General features: G+C 71.6%; 18 protein-coding genes. 11 read left to right on the top strand and 7 right to left on the bottom strand.

Translation table 11 applies throughout. The annotated features are described in order from the left end of the window. The first annotated feature begins 1 nt into the window (after position 1). Positions 2-2,164, top strand: coding sequence for an excinuclease ABC subunit UvrB (gene uvrB, locus FO059_RS11335; RefSeq protein ID WP_143908850.1), 2,163 nt, complete (start codon positions 2-4; stop codon positions 2,162-2,164). Between the two features lie 249 nt (positions 2,165-2,413). Then, the gene (locus FO059_RS11330) at positions 2,414-2,863 is read left to right on the top strand and encodes a universal stress protein (protein ID WP_143908848.1); all 450 of its coding nucleotides are present in this window, start codon (positions 2,414-2,416) and stop codon (positions 2,861-2,863) included. Positions 2,864-2,918: 55 nt separating this feature from the next. On the opposite strand, the gene FO059_RS11325 is transcribed toward FO059_RS11330, so the two are convergent. From FO059_RS11325 to FO059_RS11310, 4 genes are all read right to left on the bottom strand, one after another. After that, positions 2,919-3,350: a hypothetical protein gene (locus FO059_RS11325; RefSeq protein ID WP_143908846.1), complete on the bottom strand. Its 432-nt coding sequence runs from the start codon at positions 3,348-3,350 to the stop codon at positions 2,919-2,921. Next, a complete protein-coding gene (locus tag FO059_RS11320) occupies positions 3,347-5,671 on the bottom strand; it encodes a HelD family protein (RefSeq protein ID WP_143910683.1) in 2,325 nt (774 codons plus the stop codon). The genes FO059_RS11325 and FO059_RS11320 overlap by 4 nt, the downstream gene beginning before the upstream one ends. A gap of 195 nt (positions 5,672-5,866) precedes the next feature. Further along, positions 5,867-6,868, bottom strand: coding sequence for a DoxX family protein (locus tag FO059_RS11315; protein WP_143908844.1), 1,002 nt, complete (start codon positions 6,866-6,868; stop codon positions 5,867-5,869). A gap of 67 nt (positions 6,869-6,935) precedes the next feature. Then, a complete protein-coding gene (locus FO059_RS11310) occupies positions 6,936-7,619 on the bottom strand; it encodes an MBL fold metallo-hydrolase (RefSeq protein ID WP_143908842.1) in 684 nt (227 codons plus the stop codon). Positions 7,620-7,881: 262 nt separating this feature from the next. Here FO059_RS11310 and uvrA point away from each other — a divergent pair, with 262 nt between their 5' ends. Beyond that, on the top strand, positions 7,882-10,737 hold the full coding sequence (uvrA, locus tag FO059_RS11305) for an excinuclease ABC subunit UvrA (RefSeq protein WP_143908840.1): 2,856 nt from the start codon (positions 7,882-7,884) through the stop codon (positions 10,735-10,737). Positions 10,738-10,750: 13 nt separating this feature from the next. Here uvrA and FO059_RS11300 read toward each other — a convergent pair whose 3' ends face one another. Genes FO059_RS11300 through FO059_RS11290 form a run of 3 tightly spaced genes read right to left on the bottom strand, consistent with a single transcriptional unit; the run spans position 10,751 to position 14,572 of the window. Then, complete coding sequence (locus FO059_RS11300) at positions 10,751-13,273, bottom strand: ABC transporter permease (RefSeq protein WP_143910682.1); 2,523 nt, start codon at positions 13,271-13,273, stop codon at positions 10,751-10,753. Positions 13,274-13,308: 35 nt separating this feature from the next. Then, positions 13,309-14,118 (bottom strand): ABC transporter ATP-binding protein, encoded by an 810-nt coding sequence (locus FO059_RS11295; RefSeq protein ID WP_143908838.1) that lies wholly within the window; start codon positions 14,116-14,118, stop codon positions 13,309-13,311. Positions 14,119-14,161: 43 nt separating this feature from the next. Continuing rightward, a complete protein-coding gene (locus tag FO059_RS11290) occupies positions 14,162-14,572 on the bottom strand; it encodes a DUF1844 domain-containing protein (protein WP_168226616.1) in 411 nt (136 codons plus the stop codon). Between the two features lie 405 nt (positions 14,573-14,977). On the opposite strand from FO059_RS11290, the gene infC reads away from it, so the two are divergent. The 8 genes from infC to argJ all read left to right on the top strand — a co-directional run bounded on the left by infC (position 14,978) and on the right by argJ (position 23,390). After that, positions 14,978-15,577, top strand: coding sequence for a translation initiation factor IF-3 (gene infC, locus FO059_RS11285; protein WP_143908836.1), 600 nt, complete (start codon positions 14,978-14,980; stop codon positions 15,575-15,577). A 97-nt stretch (positions 15,578-15,674) separates the two neighbouring features. Further along, a complete protein-coding gene (gene rpmI / locus FO059_RS11280; RefSeq protein WP_143908834.1) occupies positions 15,675-15,869 on the top strand; it encodes a 50S ribosomal protein L35 in 195 nt (64 codons plus the stop codon). An 80-nt stretch (positions 15,870-15,949) separates the two neighbouring features. Continuing rightward, positions 15,950-16,339, top strand: a complete 390-nt coding sequence (rplT, locus tag FO059_RS11275) for a 50S ribosomal protein L20 (RefSeq protein ID WP_143908832.1) — start codon at positions 15,950-15,952, stop codon at positions 16,337-16,339. Between the two features lie 38 nt (positions 16,340-16,377). Beyond that, the gene (locus FO059_RS11270) at positions 16,378-17,298 is read left to right on the top strand and encodes a TrmH family RNA methyltransferase (RefSeq protein WP_143908830.1); all 921 of its coding nucleotides are present in this window, start codon (positions 16,378-16,380) and stop codon (positions 17,296-17,298) included. 88 nt (positions 17,299-17,386) lie between these two features. Beyond that, complete coding sequence (gene pheS, locus FO059_RS11265) at positions 17,387-18,454, top strand: phenylalanine--tRNA ligase subunit alpha (RefSeq protein ID WP_143908828.1); 1,068 nt, start codon at positions 17,387-17,389, stop codon at positions 18,452-18,454. A gap of 100 nt (positions 18,455-18,554) precedes the next feature. Then, positions 18,555-21,041 carry a phenylalanine--tRNA ligase subunit beta gene (gene pheT / locus FO059_RS11260; RefSeq protein WP_143908826.1) on the top strand — a complete coding sequence of 829 codons (2,487 nt, stop codon included), beginning with the start codon at positions 18,555-18,557 and terminating at the stop codon, positions 21,039-21,041. A gap of 67 nt (positions 21,042-21,108) precedes the next feature. Further along, positions 21,109-22,158 (top strand): N-acetyl-gamma-glutamyl-phosphate reductase, encoded by a 1,050-nt coding sequence (argC, locus tag FO059_RS11255; protein WP_143908824.1) that lies wholly within the window; start codon positions 21,109-21,111, stop codon positions 22,156-22,158. Next, positions 22,155-23,390, top strand: coding sequence for a bifunctional glutamate N-acetyltransferase/amino-acid acetyltransferase ArgJ (argJ, locus tag FO059_RS11250; protein ID WP_143908822.1), 1,236 nt, complete (start codon positions 22,155-22,157; stop codon positions 23,388-23,390). Before argC ends, argJ begins: the two co-directional genes overlap by 4 nt. Positions 23,391-23,420 lie beyond the last annotated feature (30 nt).

The raw sequence follows: 23,420 nt of genomic DNA, 5'->3' as shown, positions 1-23,420 counted from the left end.
CATGGCATTCGCGTCGGAGCATCCCGTGGTCGCGCAGTCGGAGTTTCGTCCCATCGGGGCGATCGAACGCGCGGACGGCGGGTTCGAGGTCGTCAGCGACTACACGCCGTCCGGCGACCAGCCGAAGGCCATCGCGGAACTCGCCGGGCGGCTGGACGGCGGGGAGCGGGACGTCGTGCTGCTCGGCGCCACCGGCACCGGCAAGTCGGCCACCGCGGCCTGGCTGATCGAGAAAGTGCAGCGGCCCACGCTGGTCATGGCGCCGAACAAGACGCTCGCCGCTCAGCTGGCCAACGAACTTCGCGAGATGCTGCCGCACAACGCAGTGGAATACTTCGTCTCGTATTACGACTACTACCAGCCCGAGGCGTACATCGCGCAGACGGACACCTACATCGAGAAGGACTCGTCCATCAACGACGACGTGGAGCGCCTGCGTCACTCGGCGACGTCGAGCCTGCTTTCGCGCCGCGACGTCGTCGTGGTCGCGTCGGTGTCCTGCATCTACGGGCTGGGCACGCCGCAGTCCTACCTCGACCGCTCCGTTCCGCTGGAGGTGGGCGTGGAGGTGCCGCGCGACCAACTGCTGCGGCTGCTCGTCGACGTGCAGTACACGCGCAACGACATGGCGTTCACGCGCGGGTCGTTCCGGGTCAAGGGCGACACGGTCGACATCATCCCCGCCTACGAGGAGCTGGCGGTGCGCATCGAGTTCTTCGGTGATGAGATCGATGCGCTCTACTACCTGAACCCGCTCACCGGCGAGGCGGTCAAAAAGGTCGACGCACTGCGGATCTTCCCCGCCACGCACTATGTGGCGGGCCCGGAGCGCATGGAGCGCGCGGTGCACGACATCGAGGCGGAGCTGGAGGAGCGGCTGGCGGACCTGGAGAACCGCGGCAAGCTTCTGGAGGCCCAGCGGCTGCGCATGCGCACCACCTACGACCTCGAGATGATCCGGCAGGTCGGGTTCTGCTCCGGCATCGAGAACTATTCGCGGCACATCGACGGCCGGCCGGCCGGCTCCGCCCCCGCGACGCTGCTCGACTACTTCCCGGAGGACTTCCTGCTGGTCATCGACGAGTCGCATGTGACCGTGCCGCAGATCGGCGCGATGTACGAGGGCGACATGTCCCGCAAGCGCAACCTCGTGGACTTCGGCTTCCGCCTGCCGTCGGCCACCGACAACCGGCCGCTGACCTGGGACGAATTCTCCGACAGGGTGGGCCAGACGGTGTACATGTCGGCCACCCCGGGCGACTACGAGATGGGCCGCACCGGCGGTGAGTTCGTCGAACAGGTGATCCGGCCGACCGGCCTGCTCGACCCCAAGGTGGTGGTCAAGCCGACGGACGGCCAGATCGACGACCTCGTGGAACAGGTCCGCGAGCGCACCGCCCGCGACGAGCGCGTCCTGGTCACCACGCTGACCAAGAAGATGTCCGAGGACCTCACCGACTATCTGCTCGAGCTCGGCATCCGCGTGCGGTACCTGCACTCGGACATCGACACGCTCCGCCGTGTGGAACTGCTCCGTGAGCTCCGCCTGGGCGAGTACGACGTGCTGGTGGGCATCAACCTGCTGCGCGAGGGGCTGGACCTGCCCGAGGTTTCGCTGGTCGCGATCCTGGACGCTGACAAAGAGGGCTTCCTGCGCAGCACCCGCAGTCTCATCCAGACGATCGGACGTGCGGCGCGCAACGTCTCCGGCGAGGTCCACATGTACGCGGACCGCATCACCGACTCGATGGCGCAGGCCATCGAGGAGACCGAGCGCCGCCGCGAGAAGCAGATCGCCTACAACACCGAGAACGGCATCGATCCGACCCCGTTGCGCAAACAGATCGCGGACATCCTCGACCGCGTCTACGAGGAGGCCGACGACGTCGATCAGCTGGTGGAGGTCGGCGGTTCCGGACGCAACGCGAGCCGCGGCAGGCGCGCCCAGGGGGAGGCGGGCCGGGCCGTGAGCGCCGGCATCTACGAGGGGCGGGACACGTCGTCGATGCCGCGGGCCGAGCTTGCGGATCTCATCTCGGAGCTGACCGATCAGATGATGGCGGCCGCTCGCGACCTGCAGTTCGAGCTCGCAGCCCGGCTGCGTGACGAGGTCGGCGACCTGAAGAAGGAACTGCGCGGGATGGACGAGGCCGGCATCAGCTGAAACGCGCCGTGCAGCGCGAACCTGCGTGGAACCCTCGGCAAAAGTATGTGTGAACAGCCGACTGACGATAAGGTCAGCGTGGGACGCGGGACGCCGCGGCACGGCGATCGCGTCGTGTCGCGGCGGAGCCGCAGAATGCGGTGGTCGAACGGGCTGCCACCGCACCAGGAACCACCGCACCAGGAACCGCCGGGCACGGGACCGGCGCGGCACATGCCGCGGGACCGCCGCCCCGACATGGAGGAATGAATGAGCGAATACACGACCGTCGTGGTGGGGACCGACGGGTCGGAATCGTCCCTGAAGGCAGTGCAACGCGCCGCGAGCATCGCCGGGTCGACCGCCAAGCTCGTCATCGCCTGCGCATATTTCCCGTCGGATCCGCGCAGCGTCGAGTCGGCATCCGACCAGCTCCGCGAAGACGCCTACCAGGTGCACGGCGCGGCACCCACTTACGAGATCCTGCGTACCGCCAACGAGCGGGCGCGCGGGGCCGGTGCGACGAACATCGAGGAGCGCTCCATCGTGGGGCCGCCGGTGGAGTCGCTGCTGAAGCTGACCAACGACGTCTCCGCGGACCTCCTCGTGGTGGGCAACCGCGGGCTGAACACGATCACCGGCCGGCTGCTCGGGTCGGTTCCCTCGGACGTGGCGCGCAAGGCGCACAGCGACGTCCTCATCGTGCACACGGTGCGCTGACCGGCGGCGGTCATTCCATCATGCCCGCCGCGCTCACTTGTTCCGCCCCGTCAGGTCAACAGCTGGTCTGCCGCGCGGAATCGATGAACGACGCGGAGAGTTGGTCCACGTTCATCGCGTCGCCGACCAGCGACTGGGCATAGCGGAGAACCGGGGCCAGATGCTCGCGGATCTCCGCGGCGGGCATCCCGGCCGCGTCTTGGCTGCAGATCCCCCGCGCCAGCTGGGCGAGCGTCGCGGCATCGCCCAGCTTCTCGGCGGGAATGCCGCGGTCGGTGAGGGCACGCGCGAATCCCGGCCCCGGCTCGGCCATGGTGCGGCCGGCCTCCTGTGCCTGTGAGCGTTCGGGTGCGGTGGCCGCGCTCGGCGGAGTGACCGCCGACGGCGCGGGGGCGGAGCCCGCATCGGCGCCCGAGCCGCATGCCGTGACGATCGCCAGTACGGGGATCAGGCCCGCCAACGCGGCCCTCGTGCGCCGTCGGATCACCGCGCGGCCTCCGCAGCAGTGGCCTCCGCAGCAGCGGCCCCGGCCCCCGCGGCGATGTCGTCCGCCGCGGGCCTGGCTGCCGCGGGGACGCCGCCGACTGCCCGCAGCCCTGCGAGCTCCCTCGGCAGCACCCGGCTGTGCACCACGGACAGGCGTTGGGTCGCACGTGTCAACGCCACATAGAGGTCGGCGAGGCCACGCTCCGACCCGCCGATGATCGCGTCGGGTTCGACGACGATCACGGAGTCGAACTCGAGCCCCTTGACGTCCGCCACCGGCATCACGTCGACGCGGTCACCGCCCAGATGCCGCAGGCGGTCCACAAGCTCCGGCGTGCACAGCACCGCCGCGGTGCCGACGGGAGGCAGCGCGGCGACGACCTCGGCGACGGACTCCTCGATCCGCTCCGACTCGGTGGCGACGCTCTCCGGCGGGTGCCCCGAATCACGCACGGACACCGGCGGCGTCTGAGCCGGGTCGATCGCGGCCAGCAGCGGGGCGGCCACGGCCATGATCTCGCCGGGGGTCCGGTAGTTGACGGTGAGCTCGGCCAGGCGCCAGCGTTGCGCCACATACGGCGAGAGCACGTCGTCCCACGCGGAGGCGCCGTCGACGGCGCCCGTCTGCGCGGTGTCGCCCACCACCGTCATCCAGCGATTGGGGGAGCGGCGCATGAGCATGCGCCAGGCCATCGGGGACAGTTCCTGCGCCTCATCCACGATCACGTGACCGAACGCCCAGGTTCGATCCTCCGCAGCGCGCTCCGCGGCGGTGCGGCTCTCGGCGGTGTCGTGGCGGCGGGCGAGCTCGTCGGCATCGATGAGGTCGTAGGCCATGAGGATCTCGGGGTCCAACTCGTCCTCGAGGTCCTGGGGCGCGGAGCCGGTGAGGATGTCGAGGGCGCCCTGCGCGTCGGCGATCTGCCTGCGCCACCGGGACCTCTCGCGGTCCTGCTCGGCGGAATCGTCGACGCCGAGCAACTCCGCGAGCTCGTCCAGCAGCGGCGCGTCCGCGTCGCTGAATCCGGCCGGTGCGGGCCGCAGCAGGGCGGCGACCTGGTCGTCGTCGAGCCCGGGCGCGGCTGAGCGCAGCCGGTCCTCGGAGGCGAACAGGTCCGAGAGCACCTGTTGGGGGGTGAGCTCCGGGTAGAGGGCATCGATCTCCGCGCGCACCTCCTGATCCTGGCGCAGGTCGTGCCGGATGTCGGCCAGGTCCGCCGCACTGAGCAGGTTCGAACCGTCGACGACGCTGGTGCCGATCGTCTCCGCCAGCTGATCGGCCAGCGCGTCGATCACCACGGAACGGAAGAGGGGCCGCGCAAGGTTGTGCGGGCGCCGCGACGAACGGGCACGCCCCCGTGCCCTTGTGCACATCTTCTTGTCGATGCGCAGGGAGTAGCCGTCGAACCGGACGGTGATCGGCTCGTCCGGCACGCCCTGACGGTCGCGGACCGCCTTCTTGAGGATCGCGATCACATCGAGCGATCCCTTGACCGCTGCGGCGGCGCGACCATCGGTCCCCTCGGCAGTGACGCCGGGGTAGAGGTCGCCGATCGTGGACAGCAGCACGCCGGTCTCGCCGAGGGACGGGAGAACGCGGGCGATGTAGTCGAGGAACGTGGGGTTGGGCCCGATGACCAGAACGCCGCTGCGGGCGAGCTGCTTGCGGTGCGTGTAGAGCAGGAAGGCCGCGCGGTGCAGCGCCACTGCCGTCTTGCCCGTGCCGGGCCCGCCCTGGACGACGAGGACCCCGCGGTGACCGGAGCGGATGATCGTGTCCTGCTGGCCCTGGATGGTCTCGACGATGTCGGACATCCGCCCGGTGCGCGCCTGCTCCAGGGCCGTCAGCAGGGCCTCCTCGCCTGCCACCCCGGCGGAGGTCGCGTCGCGGGCCGCGCCGCCGTCTGCGGAGGCCCGGCCGGCATCCGCGGCGCCGCTCAGGTGCTCGTCGCTGAGGCCGGTGACCCGGCGGTTGCGGGTGCGCAGGTGCAGGCGGCGTGCGACCCCGTCCGGGGAGAGCGCGGTGGCCAGGTAGAACGGCCTGGCGAGCGGGGCGCGCCAGTCCAGGAGCAGAGGGGTGGCGAAGTCGTCCTCGTCGCGGATGCCGATGCGGCCTATCCGGCGGGTCTCGCCGTCGTCCATGTCCAGCCGGCCGAAGCACAGACCGTGTTCGGCGGCGTCGTAGCGGACGATGTCGTCGGTGTAGAGCTGGGTGTAGGACTCCCGCTCGGAGCGGGCCTGGGGCGTGCCGCCGCTTTCGAGAAGCACGCGGCTCAACCGCTCACGCGTGTAGCCGCGCAATTGGTCCAGCCGGGTGTACATGGCGTCGAGCGCACGCTGTTCCCGTGCAAGCTCGGCGGAATGTGCGGGGTCGACAGGCGGGGGGTCGGCAGGTGCATTGTCGGACAAGGCGGGGGTGCACTCTCCTGACGGGCGGATACGGCTGCCGATGCGCACGCCCGGCCGGTGGCGCGGGACCGTGGACGGCGACACGCCAGTCTAGACGAGAAGCCGGAGTTACCTCGACTTGCCGAGGAGGCCACTCCGCTTGACCTCGTCGGACAGGTTCCCGGCGGCGCGGGCGGATCGGCGGGCCGCCTTCTCGGCGCGGGCCTGGGCCCTGCGGCCCAGCTGCGGCGCTTCGGCCTGGGCGCGAGCCTGGGCACGCTCGAGCCATTCGCCGCCTCGGTGCCCGGCGGCGCCCGCCCAATCTCCGGCGGCCTCCGCCCACTCGGCACCGCGGCTCTCCGCGGCGTCGGCGAGTTCGGCGCCGCGCTTGCGCGCCGTCTCGGCCAGTCCCGCACCGCGGCTCTCCGCGACGTCGGTGAGCTCTGCGCCGCGCTTGCGCGCCGTCTCGGCCCATTCGGCGCCCCGGTGCAGGGCGGCATCCGCCCACTGCGACCCGCGGTGACCGGCGGAGCCGGCCGAATCGGCGACATCGCCGCCCCAGCGCCGGGCCGCGTCCGCCCACTCGGCCCCGCGCTGGGCGGCGGTCTCGGTGAGTTCCGCCCCATGGCGTGCGGTGGTGTCCGCGCCGCCCGGTCCGGCGGTGACGACGGCCTCCTGCATCTTGTGGATCGCGCGCCGCCCGCGCCAGCCCAGTGAGGGCTTGCCCTCTGTGTCGACGGCGGCGAGCAGCAGCCCGCCGGTCAGCCCCAGGTTCTTGAGGAACTGGACCATCTGCGCCTTGCGCTGGGCGGGGTCGGACTCGTTCCAGAAGTCGTGGCCGATCACCGTCGTCGGCCCCATCGACGCGGCGAGGGTCCCCGCAGCGACACGCGGGTACCGACCCGCGGCGAGCATGAGGCCGCCGCCGACCTGGACCAGCCCGTTGGCGCGGACGAGGTTCTCGGGCGCGGACTCCATCGCGCCGCACACGGCGTCTGGGAGCGCGCTGCGGTAGCTGTCCGCGAAGCCGGTCACGGCGACGGCGCGTCCGGACGGGTCGCGGAGCGCGTCCGCGCCCATGATCACGAAGATCGATGCGAGCATCGGCCGGGCGATTCTGCGGACGAGCATGGCTACCTCCTGGTCCGGCGCCCCGGAAGGGCGCCGATCTGCGCGGCGCTCGGATCGCGGCGGGTGGTCACCAACCGCGTTCGCGCCATTGTTTCAGGTGCGGACGCTCGGCGCCGAGAGTCGTGTCGGCCCCGTGCCCCGGATATACCACCGTGGAGTCGTCGTAAACGCTGAACACGCGCTGCTCCAGGTCGGTCATCAGCGCGCCGAATTCGGCTGCTCCGTCGGTCTTCCCCGGCCCGCCGGGAAAGAGGCTGTCGCCCGTGAACAGGTGGGTGGCGCCGTCGACCTTCAACGCCAGGGCGATGGACCCCGGTGTGTGGCCGCGCAACTCGATGACCTTGAACGACAGTGCGCCGACGGTGACCGTGTCGCCGTGCGCGACGGTGCGGTCCGGGGTGACCGGAAGTTCCGGGCCGTCCACCGCGCTCGCGGCGGTGGGCGAGGCGAATCCGGCCACGACGTCCTCGAGCGACTGCCAGTGGTCGGGGTGCCGATGGGTCGTGACGATGAGGCTCAGCTCCGGAGCGCTCTCGTCGATGATCCGCATCAGGTCTTCGGAATCGTTGGCCGCATCGATGAGCACAGCGGAACCGGTCTTCGTGCAGGTGACGAGGTAGGCGTTGTTGTCCATCGGGCCGACGGACGCCTTGATGATGGTGGCTCCGCTCAACGTGCGGCGCTGCGGTGTGCCGCCGGGCGAGAGCGTGCCGGTGTACTCGTCGGCGATCTTCAACGGTGCGGTCGTCATTGCCCACACGCTACAGATTCCTCGGCGCGCGGTCGTGCCCCCGCCGCGGTGCGTCGGGTCCCGGGGTGAACAGGGGGATGGAATCCGTTAGAATCTGCGTTCGAGAGAAGTGGTGTCCGGAAGGGGGCCGGGGCCGGCCTCGCACCGGCTCCGCTCACGCCCGGCGGCGGCGCGGGGGAACCGCGGAGCTTCCGTCCCGGAGGCCACCGAATGCGCTGCGGAGCACTGCCGCCGCGCGTGACACGCTGGGAGGACCTAACCGGTGAGTGATCGGCTGATCGTGCGGGGCGCCCGCGAGCACAACCTGCGCGGGGTGGATCTGGATCTTCCGCGGGACGCGATGATCGCGTTCACGGGGCTGTCCGGTTCGGGCAAGTCGTCGCTAGCGTTCGACACGATCTTCGCGGAGGGGCAGCGCCGCTACGTCGAGTCCCTGTCGGCCTACGCCCGCCAGTTCCTCGGCCAGATGGACAAGCCCGACGTCGACTTCATCGAGGGCCTCTCGCCGGCCGTGTCGATCGACCAGAAGTCCACCAACCGCAATCCGCGATCCACCGTGGGCACCATCACGGAGGTCTACGACTACCTGCGCCTGCTGTATGCGCGCGCCGGTTCCGCGCACTGCCCGCAGTGCGGTGAGCCCATCACGCGGCAGACTCCGCAGCAGATCGTGGACCAGGTCCTGGCCATGGAGGAGCGCACCAAGTTCCAGGTGCTGGCCCCGGTGGTCCGCACGCGCAAGGGCGAGTTCGTGGATCTGTTCGAGCAGCTCGCTGCGCAGGGATTCGCCCGCGTGCGCGTCGACGGCCAGGTTTATCCGCTGACCGACCCGCCGAAGCTCAAGAAGCAGGAGAAGCACGACGTCGACGTGGTCGTGGACCGCCTCACGGTCAAGGCGTCGGCGAAGCAGCGGCTGACGGACTCCGTCGAGACCGCGTTGCGGCTGGCGGACGGCATCGTCGTGCTCGAGTTCGTCGACCGGGAGGAGGATGCGCCGGACCGGCTGCGGCGCTTCTCGGAAAAGCTGGCCTGCCCCAACGGCCACGCGCTGGCCATCGACGACCTCGAGCCGCGGTCGTTCTCATTCAACTCCCCGTACGGCGCGTGCCCGGAGTGCGCGGGCCTGGGCATCCACAAGGAGGTCGATCCGGACCTGGTGGTGCCGGATCCGGATCTCAGCCTCGCCGATGGCGCGGTGGCGCCGTGGTCGACGGGCCAGAGCGCCGAGTACTTCGGCCGGCTGCTCTCCGGCCTGGCGGGGGAACTCGAGTTCGACATCGACGCGCCCTGGCGGGAACTGCCCAAGAAGGTGCGCAAGGCGGTGCTGCACGGTAGCGACGCGCAGGTGCACGTGCGCTATCGCAACCGTTACGGCCGCACCCGGTCCTACTATGCGGCATTCGAGGGCGTGATCCCCTTCCTCCACCGCCGCCTGGAGCAGACCGAGTCCGACCAGATGAAGGAGCGCTACGAGGGCTACATGCGCGACGTCCCGTGCCCCGCGTGCGGGGGCGCGCGGCTGCGCCCGGAGATCCTTTCGGTGACCCTCTCCGGCGGGCAGAGCGGGCGCAGATCCATCGCCGAGGTCTGTGCGCTGTCGATCTCCGAATGCGCGAAGTTCCTGGGCAGCCTCACCCTCGGCAGGCGCGAGGAGGCCATCGCGGGCCAGGTGCTGCGGGAGGTGCAGGCGCGCCTGGGGTTCCTGCTGGACGTGGGGCTGGAGTACCTGTCGCTGGAGCGGCCGGCGGCCACGCTGTCCGGCGGCGAGGCGCAGCGCATCCGCCTCGCCACGCAGATCGGCTCCGGTCTGGTGGGGGTTCTCTACGTTCTGGACGAGCCGTCGATCGGCCTGCATCAGCGCGACAACCACCGGCTTCTGGAAACCCTGTCGCGGCTGCGGGACCTCGGCAACACGCTCATCGTCGTCGAGCACGACGAGGACACCATCCGGGCCTCCGACTGGATCGTCGACATCGGGCCGCATGCCGGCGAGCACGGCGGCAGGATCGTCCACAGCGGCAGCTTCGCGGATCTGCTCGACAACGCGGAGTCGCTCACGGGCGCGTATCTGGCCGGGCGCGAACAGATCCCGCTGCCGGCGGCCCGGCGCCCGGTGGACCCCGCGCGGATGCTCACGGTCGTGGGCGCGCGTGAGAACAACCTGCGCGATATCGATGTCCCGTTCCCGCTCGGCGTCCTCACGACGATCACCGGTGTGTCCGGTTCGGGAAAGTCGACCCTGGTCAACACCATCCTCTCGACCGTGTTGGCCAACCGGCTCAACGGCGCGCGGCAGGTCCCCGGCAGGCACAAGCGGATCACCGGCCTGGACAATCTGGACAAGCTCGTGCAGGTGGACCAGTCACCGATCGGCCGTACGCCCCGGTCCAACCCGGCCACCTACACCGGGGTGTTCGACAAGATCCGCACGCTGTTCGCCGCCACCACCGAGGCCAAGGTGCGCGGTTACCAGCCCGGGCGGTTCTCGTTCAACGTCAAGGGCGGGCGCTGCGAGGCGTGTTCGGGAGACGGCACCCTGAAGATCGAGATGAACTTCCTGCCGGACGTCTACGTGCCGTGCGAGGTGTGCCACGGCGCCCGGTACAACCGCGAGACGCTCGAGGTCCGCTACAAGGGCAAGACCATCGCCGAGGTGCTCGAGATGTCCATCGAGGAGGCGGCGGAGTTCTTCAAGCCGATCACCTCGATCCACCGGTACCTGGCCACTCTGGTCGACGTCGGACTGGGCTACGTGCGGCTGGGCCAGCCGGCGCCGACGCTCTCCGGCGGCGAGGCGCAGCGCGTCAAGCTCGCCGCAGAGCTGCAGAAGCGTTCCAACGGGCGCACTGTCTACGTGCTCGACGAGCCCACCACAGGGCTGCACTTCGAGGACATCCGCAAACTGCTCGCGGTGATCGGCGGCCTGGTGGACAAGGGGAACACCGTATTGGTCATCGAGCACAACCTGGATGTCGTCAAGACGTCGGACTGGATCATCGACATGGGCCCGGAGGGCGGTGCCGGCGGGGGCACGGTCGTCGCATCCGGTACGCCGGAGGACATCGCGGCGGCGCCCGAGAGCTACACGGGCCGCTTCCTCAAGCCGTTGCTGCGCTGACCGGTGCGCCGGTTCACGGCTCCTCTATCGCGGTGAGCGGATCGGTGCGCGCCGCACGGGATGCGGGCCACACCGCTGCGGCGACGCCGACCGCGGCGGAGCCGACGAGCATGGCGAGCGATTGCGCCCAGGGGATCGCGAGGTGATCGATCCCTTCGTTCCGCAGCGCGTGGACGAACGCAGCCCCGAAGGCGAGACCCAGGACCACCCCGATCACCGCCCCGTACACGGCGATGAGCGTCGACTCGAGGTACACGGTCCGGCGCACCTGGGCGCGGTGCATGCCGATGGCCCGCAGCATGCCGATCTCCCGCCGCCGCTCGACCACCGACAGCGCGAGCGTGTTGACGATCCCCAGCACTGCGATGACGATCGCGAGCGCAAGCAGCCCGTAGAGCACCGCGAGCATCTGGTCGATCTGCCGGGCCTGCGCACCGCGGAACTCGTCGCGGTCCTGCACCTGCACCACCAGGTACGGGTCCGTGGCCTCGGTCAGCGCGGTCCGCAAGGCTCCCGGAGTGACGCCGGGCGCGGGGTCCACGAGGATGAGGATGTCGTGGCGCGCCAGTTCCGGCACGAGGGCGCGATAGGCGGCGTCGCCGACGATCCAGTCGCCCAGCGCGGGCTGCGGCGCGTAGGTGCCCCGGACGATGTTGCGGGACACGGTGCCGTCCGGCCCGGTCAGCTCGACGGCATCGCCCATGTGCCACCCGTGTTCCGCGGCGGCGTCGGTGGACACGAGCATGCCGTCGCCGGACAGTTCCGCGCGTCCGGAGGCGATGTCGAGCCGTAGCAGGTCGGACACGGGGCCGGAGGCGGCGAAGCCGGTGGCCGAGGCGCCGTCCAGCTCCGCCCGGACGGGATGGAAACGGACCACCTCGCCGACGCCCGGAGCCTCGGCCGCGGCGTCGGCGGCGCGTGGCGGCACGCCGGAGTGCCCGATGCCGGTGAGTACGAACTCCGCGCGGATTCCTGTGTTGATGAGCGCGTCCACGCTGCTGCGGGCGGACGCCCCGAACACGCCGATCAGGGTGACCAGCATGAGGCCGAGCGTGAGGGCGAAGCCGGTGGCCGAGGTGCGGCGCGGATTGCGGGTGGCGTTGGTGAGCGCGAGGCGCCCGGGGGTGCGGAAGATCCGCGGGACGGCCGCCCCGATCAGGCGGATGGCGGGCGAGGACAGTGCGGGCGAGACCAGCAGGGTGCCGATCAGCACCGCTGCGGCGCCGGCGCCGACGACGGAGGCGGCGACGGGGGTGGTGTCCGCCGTCGCGCCGAGCGCGAGCGCCACGGCACCGCCGGCGATCCCCAGCGCCCCGGCGGCGGTGCGCCGGCGCAGCGACGTCCCGGTGGAGGCGAACTCCGCCCGCATCGCGGCCACGGGCGGCACCGACGACGCGCGCCGCGCGGGCACCCAGGCGCTGACGACGGTGACGACCGTGCCGATCACCAGCGCGGTCAGCACGGTCCGGGCGGTCACCGCGAGGTCGCCGCGGGGCAGGCCCAGGTCGGCCGCGTTGAGGGCGGCGCGCAGTCCGTATGCCAGACCGATCCCCGCGGCCAGGCCTACCGCGCTGCCCGCGATGCCCACCGCCGCCGCCTCGCCCAGCACCGAGCGGCGGAGCTGACGGCGCCCGGCGCCGACCGCCCGCAGCAGCGCCAGCTCGCGCATGCGCTGCGCCACGATCATCGAGAAGGTGTTGTAGATGATGAACGTCCCCGCGAGCAGCGCGATGGCGCCGAAGGCGAATAGGAAGTAGTTCACGAAACGCAGCGCGTCGTCGAGTTGCGACTGCACGCGCGCGCGTACCTGTGCGCCGGTCTCGACCCGTAGGTCCGGGTTGTCGGGCAGGGCGGCGGCGATCTCGTCGCGCAATGCGGCGGGTTCGGTGCCGGGGGCGGCGGTCACGTCGAACGCGGCGACGTGCGCGCCGTCGGTGAACAGTGCGCGGGCCTGCGCCGGGGTGAACTCGACGCCCACGTAACCGCCCGAGTCCGCGGCAGGGGAGTAGACGCCGGTGACGGTGACGTCCTGCAGGCCCTTGGCCGGAACGAGCACCTGCGTCCGGTCACCGACCCGCAGGCCGGCGGCGCGCGCTGCGCCGGTATTGAGCATCACGTCCCCGGGGGAGGACGGCGGCGCACCGGCCACGACGGGCGTGGTGGGGCCCGGCGCCTCGCCGGGCGGCGTGTAAGACATCCCCATGCTCGGGGCGCCGCCGGTCTGCACGGGATCCCCCTCGGCGTCGACCAGGACCACCGGCCCGGACACTTGCGGCGTCACCTCGGCGACGTGGGGGAGACCGCGGAGCAGCGGGCGGTAGGAGTCGGGGACCCCGCCTGCGCCCCTGTGCTCCGGGGAGACCTGCACGTCCACTCCCCGGGCCACATCGGCGAACACGCCGTCGAACGCCTTGTGCAGGGTGTCGGTGAAGACGAAGGAACCCGCGACGAACGCGGTTCCGAGCACCACCGCGATGACGGTGAGCGCGAGGCGGACCCGGTTGGCGGCGAGGTTGCGCAGCGCGACCCGGCGCATCGCCGGCGCATGCCCGCCGCGGGCCCGCCCGGTCGTCACGCGTCCTCGTACTCCCCGTCGGCGGCGCCGTGCCCGGTGGAGGTGGGCGTGCCGACGTCCAGCACCTTCATCCTGTCCAGCACCGAATCGGCGGTGGGGTCGCGCAACTCGCCCACGATGCGCCCATCCGCCAGGAAGACGACGCGGTCGGCGTATGCGGCGGCCGACGGCTCGTGGGTGACGATGACGACGGTGTGCCCCAGCACGTCCACGGCGTCGCGCAGGATACCGAGCACCTCGCCGGAGGACCGTGAGTCGAGGTTGCCGGTGGGTTCGTCGCCGAAAACCAGCTCGGGCGCACCGACGAGCGCCCGCGCGCAGGCGACACGCTGCTGCTGGCCGCCCGAGAGCTCGGACGGGCGGTGCCCGAGCCGGTCGCGCAGTCCGAGCCGGTCGATCACGCTGTCGTAGCGGTCGCGGTCGACCGCCCGCCCGGCGATGTCCACGGGCAGGGTGATGTTCTCCGCGGCGGTCAGCGTGGGAACGAGGTTGAACGACTGGAACACGAAACCGATGCGGTCGCGCCGGAGTTCAGTGAGCGCCTTGTCGCCCAGGCCGCCCAGCTCCGTCGCACCGATGTGCACGGATCCCGACGTGGGGGAATCGAGGCCCGCGAGGCAGTGCATCAGGGTGGACTTGCCGGAGCCGGACGGCCCCATGATCGCCGTGAACTCCCCGCGGGGCAGCGTCAGGTCCACGCCGGTCAGGTCGTCGCCGCCCAGGGCGACCACCTTCGCGGCCCCGGAACCGTAGGTCTTGACCAGGCCCTCGGCCTGGGCGGCGGGGACCTGCCCGTGCGCGCTCATAGCACTGAGTGTGACGCGTCGCGGCGGCGTGCGCGAGGAGGCGTCAGCGGACCGGGCCGGTCAGGTGTTCGCCGGGCCCCTTGCCGGGCTCGTCCGGGATGGCGGACGTCTCGCGGAACGCGCGCTGCAGCGACTGCAGCCCGTCGCGCAGCGGCGCTGCGTGCGGTCCGAGGTACTCGGCCGACTCCGTGATCAGGCCCGCGAGAGCCTGGATCAGCCGCCGCGCCTCGTCGAGGTCGCGATGCGGGCTGGTGTCCGGGTCCTCGTGCGCCAGGCCCAGCTTCTCCGCGGCGGCGCTCATCAGCATGACGGCGGCACGGGAGATAACCTCGATGGCGGGGATGGAATCGAGTTCGCGGACGGGCGCTTCGGGGCCGTCGGGGGAATCCGCGGCGGCGGGGGAGTCGGCGCCGGGCGTGGGGGGCTCGGGGGTCGGCTGGGAGTGATCGGTCATGCCTGGTAGCCTTGCATTCACGACCGCCCCCGGAGCAACCGGGGGCAACAAGTGGAGTCCCGCTCCCACCGTTCGACGACTGTATCCGTTTCGCGTGCATTACTCTCGCGACGCCGCCCTGCGGCGACGGATACGACGGTTGTGCGGTCCGGTCCACCCCGTGCCCGCGCGGGCACGGTGGACTGCACGCGCCGCTGCAGGCGTGACGCAGGCGCCCGTCCGTAGTGCGGCGGGCCGTGGAACGGTCGGTGACGGGCCCCTGGCGGGTCCGGGCGTCAGCCCGGGCATACGCGGGGGCCTTACTGCTGAGGTGAGGCGCCATTTCGCCGGCGCCGCCGCCGGCGGTGGATTCTGTGGTGTTGCTCGCGGCCGTACTGAGAACGCAGTATCTACCGAGGAGGCCCCATCAGCGCTGACAACCGCATCAACGACCGCATCCGCGTACCAGAGGTCCGCCTTGTCGGACCCGGCGGAGAGCAGGTCGGGATCGTGCGTGTCGAGGATGCACTCCGGCTGGCAGTGGAGGCGGACCTGGACCTGGTCGAGGTCGCTCCCACGGCCCGTCCGCCGGTGTGCAAGATCATGGACTACGGCAAGTTCAAGTACGAGGCCGCGCAGAAGGCCCGTGAATCGCGCCGTAATCAGCAGCAGACCGTGATCAAAGAGCAGAAGCTGCGCCCCAAGATCGACGACCATGACTACGAGACCAAGAAGAAGAACGTCGTCCGCTTCCTCGAGCAGGGCTCCAAGGTCAAGGTCACGATCATGTTCCGCGGCCGTGAGCAGTCGCGCCCGGAGCTGGGTTTCCGCCTGCTGCAGCGTCTCGCCTCCGACATCGAGGAGCTCGGCTTCGTCGAGACCCCGGCCAAGCAGGACGGCCGCAACATGACGATGGTCGTGGCACCGCACAAGAACGCCAAGACGCGCGGTCAGACCAAGCAGGACGGCGGCGGTCGCGGCCGCAGCGGACAGCAGCCGGCGGATGCGCAGGGGGCCGGCGCGTAGGCGCTGCGGTCCATTTCCGACAGGACCCCCCTCCGGGGCGCTGATCGATCGCGCCCGTCGCCCGGAGGGCTAACAACCATGAAAGTTCGAGGATTCCATGCCTAAGGCCAAGACCCATAGCGGCACCGCCAAGCGCTTCAAGGTCACCGGCAGCGGCAAGCTCCGCCGCGAGCGCGCCGGACGCCGCCACCTGCTCGAGCACAAGTCGTCGCGCCGCACCCGCCGTCTGGAAGGCACCGCCGACGTGCACAAGAACGACACGGCCCGCGTCAAGCGCCTGCTCGGCAAGTGACCGGCCGCCGTTCGCAGCGGCAGTAGTCCCGACATCCCCTCCGGGCGCGCAGCGCCCCTGAGTTCGACAGGATCTATCAAGTGGCACGCGTGAAGAGGGCGGTCAACGCCCAGAAGAAGCGTCGTACGGTTCTCGAGTCAACCAAGGGCTACCGCGGTCAGCGTTCGCGGCTGTACCGCAAGGCCAAGGAGCAGATGCTCCACTCGATGACCTACTCCTACCGCGACCGCCGTGCGCGCAAGGGCGACTTCCGCAAGCTGTGGATCGCGCGCATCAACGCCGCGGCCCGCGCCAACGACATGACCTACAACCGCTTCATCCAGGGCCTGAAGGCCGCGGATGTGGAGGTGGACCGCAAGAACCTCGCCGAGCTGGCCGTCAACGAGCCGGAGGCGTTCGCCGGCCTCGTCGCCGTGGCGAAGGCGGCGCTGCCCGCCGACGTCAACGCGCCCGCAGGCGACGCGGCCTGACAGGCCGGCCCTCGGTCTCACGGAAGGACGCGACCGCCTTGGCACCCCGGAGCACCGACGGTTCGGCACGGGGCGCCGATGGCGGGGCACGGCCCGCGGAGCCGCTCTCCGAGCGGAACCCGCGGGTCGTGTCGGCTGTCAAGCTTCATCGCGCGCCGGAACGCCGCAAGCGCGGACTTTTCCTCGCGGAAGGGGCGAACGCGGTGATCGCGGCGCTCGAGTCCCGACCCGACGCGCACCCGGACTCGGCCGTGCAGCCCACCGGGACGGGCGCGTGCACCGAGATCTTCTACGCCGCATCGGCGGCCGGGCGACCCGGCATCCATGACGCGCTCGCCCGGGCGCAGGCCTGCGGCATACCGGTCCGGCAGGTCACCGAGCGGGCGGCCGCGCGACTCTCGGAGACGGTCACGCCGCAGGGCATCGTCGCGGTCTGCCGCCTCCTCGACGTCGGCCTGGACGAGGCGCTGGGTCCGGCCACGCCCGGACTGGTCGCGGTCCCGGTGGGAGTCGCCGACCCGGGGAACGCCGGGACGATCGTCCGGATCGCGGACGCGATGGGCGCGCGCGCCGTGGTCCTCGCGGGCGACAGCGTCGACCCGCACAACGGCAAGTGCGTGCGCTCGTCGGCGGGCAGCGTGTTCCATGTGCCGATCGCCCGCCGCCGCGACACCGCGGGGGCGCTGGCGGAGCTGCGCGACCGCGGCGTGCGGATTCTGGCCACCGCCGCGGACGGCGAGGTGGACGTGGACGACGCCGACGACATTCTGGCCGGGCCCACCGCGTGGCTGTTCGGCAACGAGGCGCACGGACTGGCTCCCGGTGACGCGGCGGCCGCGGATCACCGGGTGCGGATCCCCATCGGCGGGCGGGCCGAGAGCCTCAACCTGGCCACCGCGGCGGCGATCTGCCTGCACGCGTCCGCGCGGGCGCAGCGGCGCGCGGGCACCCGCGGCTGAGGGACCGGCCGCGCGGGTCCCATAAACTCTGGCTGTGCCGCCGGCGCGGGGCCGGACGAGAACTGACGAGGAGTGTTCCCCTGTGGCGATGGAGACCGAACAGGACGCGAAGGACGCCGTAGCGCAGTCCGATTACGCCGAGGACCGGCTGACCGCCGCGGCGGATTCGGCCGAGTCGGCGTTCGCCGGTGCCGCGGACCTGGACGCGCTCACGGAGGCCCGGCACGCCCACCTGGGCGACCGTGCGGTCCTGCCGTCGGCCAAGCGCGGGCTGGGCTCGCTGCCCAAGGGCGATCGCAAGGACGCCGGGCGCGCCGTCAACATGGCGATCGGCCGCGTGCACAAGGCGTACGAGGCGCGCCGCGGGGTGCTGCTCGCCGAGCGCGACGCCGCGGTCCTGGTCTCCGAGGCCATCGACGTGACGGTGCCGTCGACCCGCCGCCCCGTCGGCGCACGGCACCCCATCACCCTGATCTCCGAGCAGATCACCGACGTGTTCGTCGGTATGGGCTGGGAGGTCGCGGACGGGCCGGAGGTCGAGACCGAGCACTTCAACTTCGACGCCCTCAATTTCCTGCCGGATCACCCCGCCCGCACCATGCAGGACACCTTCCACATCGCGCCGGAGGGGTCCCGCCAGGTGATGCGCACCCACACCTCGCCGGTCCAGGTGCGTTCCATGCTGAGCCGCGATCTGCCGCTGTACGTGGTGTGCCCGGGGCGGACGTTCCGCACCGACGAGCTCGACGCCACCCACACGCCGGTGTTCTCCCAGATCGAGGGCCTGGCCGTGGACGAAGGGCTGACGATGGCCCACCTCAAGGGCACGCTCGACGCGTTCGCGCGCGCGCTGTTCGGTGAGGAGACGCGCACGCGCATGCGGCCCAACTACTTCCCGTTCACCGAGCCTTCCGCGGAGGTGGACGTGTGGTTCCCCCGCAAGAAGGGCGGCGCCGGCTGGGTGGAATGGGGCGGCTGCGGCATGGTCGATCCGAACGTGCTCATCGCATGCGGGATCGATCCCGAGGTGTATTCCGGGTTCGCGTTCGGGATGGGGCTCGAGCGCACGCTGCAGTTCCGCAACGGCATCCCCGACATGCGTGACATCGTCGAGGGCGATGCCCGTTTCACCCTGCCGTTCGGCGTCGAGGTCTAGGGCCTGCCGAGGGCATCGCCACCACCACTTCCCCGATCGGCGAAAACACCACTTCCACGATCGGCACACACCACTTCCACGATCGAGAGAGCGAAGCAACGTGCGAGTAGCGCAATCCTGGGTGACCGAGGTACTCCGGCAGGCCAACGCGGGCTGGCAGGTGACGCCCGCGGAACTGGACGCGGGCTTCGTGCGCGTGGGCCTCGAAGTGGAGGAAGTGACGGGGTTCGACGCCGTCCGCGGGCCCGTGGTGGTGGGCCGGGTCGCGCAGATCGTGGAGCTCGAAGGGTTCAAGAAGCCCATCCGGCACTGCCAGGTGGACGTGGGGGAGCAGGAGCCGCGCAGCATCGTGTGCGGCGCGCGCAACTTCGCCGAGGGCGACCTGGTCGTCGTCGCGCTGCCGGGGGCCGAGCTCCCGGGCGGTTTCGCCATCGCCTCGCGCAAGACGTACGGCCAGGTCTCGGACGGCATGATCTGCTCGCCGTCCGAGCTCGGCGTGGGTGACGACCATTCCGGGATCCTCGTCCTCGAGTCCGCGGCGGGGGCGCAAGGCGCGCATGCGCCGGGCGACGACGCGCTGCCGCTGCTCGGTCTGGACGACTCGGTCTTCGAGCTCGCTGTGACACCCGACCGCGGCTACTGCTTGAGCCTGCGCGGTCTGGCCAGGGAACTGGCCTGCGGGTTCGACCTCGAATTCGCCGACCCCGCGGACGTGGCCCCGCTTCCCGTCGGGGGAGGGGGGCCGACGGTGGAGCTGCGCGCCGAGTCGGGGGCGCAGCGCTTCGCGATGCGCGAGGTCACCGGGGTGGACCCGGCGGCGCTCACGCCGTGGTGGATGCGCCGGCGTCTGTTGCTCTCCGGGATCCGGCCCATCTCGCCGGCCGTGGACGTCACCAACTACGTGATGCTCGAGCTCGGCCAGCCGCTGCACGCTTTCGACGCCGACCAGGTGCGCGGCGGGCTGGTCGTGCGCCGCGCCGCGCCGGGCGAGACGCTCACCACCCTGGACGGGATCGAACGGAAGCTCGACGCCGAGGACGTCGTGATCTGCGACGACTCGGGCCCCGTCTCGCTCGCCGGTGTGATGGGCGGGGAGTCCACCGAGGTGCGCGACTCGTCCACCCGCATCCTTCTGGAGGCGGCCTGCTGGGACCCGCTCGCAGTGTTCAAGACCGCCCGGCGCCACAAGCTGCCCAGTGAGGCGAGCCGCAGGTTCGAGCGCAACGTGGATCCGGCCGTCGCCGCGGCCGCGCTCGACCGCGCCGCGGCGCTGCTCACCGGGATCTCAGGCGGCCGGGTGGAGCCCGTGCTCACGGACGTCGGCGGCGTGCCGGAGACCGCGGGGATCACGATGGATGCGGGACTGCCGGAGCGGGTCGCGGGCACCGGCTACGCGCAGGGCGCGGCGGAGCGCCGGCTGCGGCAGATCGGCTGCGCGGTCCGCGCCGGCGGGGATGTGCTCTCGGTGACGCCGCCGACCTGGCGCCCCGACCTGACCCGGCCCGCCGACCTGGTCGAGGAGGTGCTGCGGCTCGAAGGGCTCGAGAAGATCCCGTCGGTGGTGCCGGCGACGCCCGCCGGGCGCGGGTTGACGCCGCGGCAGCGCCGCCGCCGGTCGGTCGGACGGGCCCTGGCGCACGGCGGGTACATTGAGGTGCTGCCCAGCCCGTTCCTGCCGGCCGCGGTCTTCGACACCTGGGGCCTTGACGCCGACGACCCGCGCCGCACCACCACCTCGGTGCTCAATCCGCTGGAGGCCGATCGGCCCGAGCTGGCGACCACTCTTCTGCCCGGGCTCCTCGAGATCGTCGCCCGCAACGTGGCCCGCGGCCGCCGCGACCTGTCGCTGTTCTCGATCGCGCAGGTGGTCCTTCCACATCCCGGCACCGAGCCGGTGCCGGCGCTGCCGGTGGACCGTCGCCCGAGCGACGCGCAGATCGCCATGCTGATCGACTCGCTGCCGGATCAGCCCGTGCACGTCGGCGCGGTGCTGACGGGGCTGCGTGATCCGCGTGGGCAGTGGGGGCCGGGACGGCCTGCCGATGCGGCCGACGCGATCGACGCGGCCCGGCTCATCGCCGGCACCGCGGGGATCGGACTGGACATCGAAGCCGCGCAGCATCTTCCCTGGCACCCGGGGCGGTGTGCGCGGTTGTCGGTGGGCGGGCGGACGGTCGGGTATGCCGGCGAGCTGCACCCCGCCGTGCTGGAGCGTGCGGGGCTTCCGGCGCGCACCTGCGCTGTCGAGATGGATCTGGACGGGCTGCCGATCACCGAGAACTACCCGGCGCCCACCATCTCCGCCTACCCCGCGGTGCTGCAGGACGTCGCGGTGGTGGTCGACGCCGGTGTGCCGGCCGCGGCGGTGGAGGCCGCCCTGCGGAAGGGGGCCGGCGAGCTGCTGGAGGACCTCGCGCTCTTCGACGTGTTCACGGGCGAGCAGCTGGGCGGGGGTCGCAAGTCGCTGGCCTACGCGCTCACCTTCCGGGCCGCCGACAGGACACTGACCGAGGACGAGGTCAGCGTGCACCGCGAGGCGGCGGTGGCCGCGGCGGCCGACGCGGTGGGGGCCGAGCTGCGCAGCTGACGGCACGTGCCGGCGCGGCCGCGACCATTGCTTGCATGAAGATTCGGAAGCGTGCATACTTATACGCATGACGACGAAGGTTGCGGTCGCCGGTGCCAGTGGCTACGCGGGCGGGGAGATTCTGCGTCTCCTCCTGGGGCACCCGGGCGTGCAGGACGGTTCCATCGAGATCGGCGCACTGACCGCCGGCGGTAACGCGGGCGCGGCGCTGGGATCGCTGCAGCCGCACCTGACGCCCCTGGCGGGCCGCATGCTGGAGGACACCAACCCCGAGGTGCTCGGCGGACACGACGTGGTCTTCCTCGCGCTTCCGCACGGCAAGTCGGCGGAGATCGCCGGGCGGTTGGCGGAGTCGGTGACCATCATCGACTGCGGCGCGGACTTCCGGCTGGGCGAGGCCGCAGAATGGGACCGCTACTACGGCGGCCACCATGCCGGCACCTGGCCGTACGGGCTGCCGGAGCTGCCGGGTAACAGGGAGGCGCTGCACGGCGCGAAGCGGATCGCGGTGCCCGGCTGCTACCCGAGCAGTGCGAACCTGGCGATCACGCCCGCCGTGGCGGCCGGGCTCGTGCGGCCGGAGGTCACCGTCGTGGCCGTCAGCGGCTCGTCCGGCGCCGGCAGGTCGCTGCGCACGGACCTGCTGGGCTCGGAGATCATCGGCTCGGCGCGGGCCTACGGGGTCGGCGGGGCGCACCGGCACACGCCCGAGATCATCCAGAACCTTTCACGGTTCGCCGGCGGAGAGGTGTCGGTGTCGTTCACCCCCGTCCTCGCGCCGATGGCGCGCGGAATCCTGGCCACGTGCGTCGCGCCGTTGGCCCCCGGCGTGACGCCGGACGAGGACGCGATCCGCGCGGTGTACGCCGCGGCCTACGCCGACGAGCCGTTCGTGCACGTGCTCCCGCAGGGGCAGCTGCCGCAGACCAGCTCCGTCATCGGATCGAACACCGTGCACGTGCAGGTCACGGTGGACGAGCGCGCGGGCCGTCTTGTGGCGCTGGCCGCGCTGGACAACCTGACCAAGGGAACGGCCGGCGGCGCGGTCCAGTCGATGAACCTCGCCCTGGGGCTGCCGGAGACCCAGGGCCTACCGATCGCAGGGGTGGCACCATGACCGATTCAGCGGACGCCGCGCAGCACGAACAGGCGGAGACCAGGGTGGTGACGGATCAGGGCGTCACCGCGGCGGCGGGGTTCCGCGCCGCGGGCATCGTCGCGGGAATCAAGGCGAGCGGCCGGCCCGACCTGGCCCTGCTGCTCAACGAGGGGCCGGACTTCGCCGCCGCCGGCGTGTTCACGCGCAACAAGGTCAAGGCGGCGCCGGTCCTGTGGTCGTCGCAGGTTCTGCGCGGTGAGCGCGTGCGCGCGGTCGTCCTCAACTCGGGCGGCGCCAACGCCTGCACCGGCGCGCCGGGATTCCAGGACGCGCACCGCACGGCGGAGGAGACCGCCGCGGCGCTCAGCGACTGGGGGAGCGAGACGGGCGCCGGCGAGGTGGCGGTGTGCTCCACCGGGCTGATCGGAGACCGGTTGCCGATGGACACGCTGCTGTCCGGGGTGCGCGAGATCGTGCATGAGCTCGCCGGCGGACTCACCGGGGGCGACGCTGCCGCGCGGGCGATCATGACCACGGACACGGTTCCGAAGCAGGCGGCGGTCCACCATGCCGGCAAGTGGAACGTGGGCGGGATGGCCAAGGGGGCCGGCATGCTGGCGCCCTCGCTCGCCACGATGCTCTGCGTGATCACCACCGACGTGTCGGCGACACCCGCACAGTTGGACCAGGCGTTGCGCAATGCGACGGCGCGGACCTTCGACCGGCTCGATGTCGACGGGGCCACGTCCACGAACGACACGGTGCTGCTCCTCGCGTCGGGCGCGAGCGGCGTGACGGCCCAGCAGGATCAGCTCGACGCCGCGGTGTTCGCGGTGTGCGACAGCCTCGCCGATCAGATGATGGCGGACGCCGAGGGCGTGACCAAGCGCGTGCGCATCACGGTGGAGGGCGCCTCCAGCGAGGAAGAGGCGCTCGTCGGCGCCCGCGCCGTCGCCCGCGACAGCCTGGTCAAGACGGCGCTGTTCGGCTCGGACCCCAACTGGGGACGGGTGCTGGCCGCCATCGGCATCGCCCCCATCGCGCTGGATCCCGACCGCATCCGGGTCTCGTTCAACGGGGCGCCCGTGTGCATCGACGGCATGGGTGCGCCCGGCGCGCGTGAGGTGGACCTGAGCGGGGAGGACATCCACGTGCTCGTCGAGCTGGGCATGGGCGCCGCGTCGGCCTCGATCCGCACCACGGACCTGTCGCACGCGTACGTCGAAGAGAACTCGGCCTACTCGTCGTGAGCGGCGACGGCCGGGAGGGCCAGGACAGGG

Origin of the sequence: Tomitella fengzijianii (genome assembly GCF_007559025.1) — a bacterium.
Classification (GTDB): Bacteria; Actinomycetota; Actinomycetes; order Mycobacteriales; family Mycobacteriaceae; genus Tomitella; species Tomitella fengzijianii.
The sequence above is the reverse complement of the archived record's forward strand: the minus strand, read 5'-3'. Positions and strand labels throughout refer to the sequence as shown.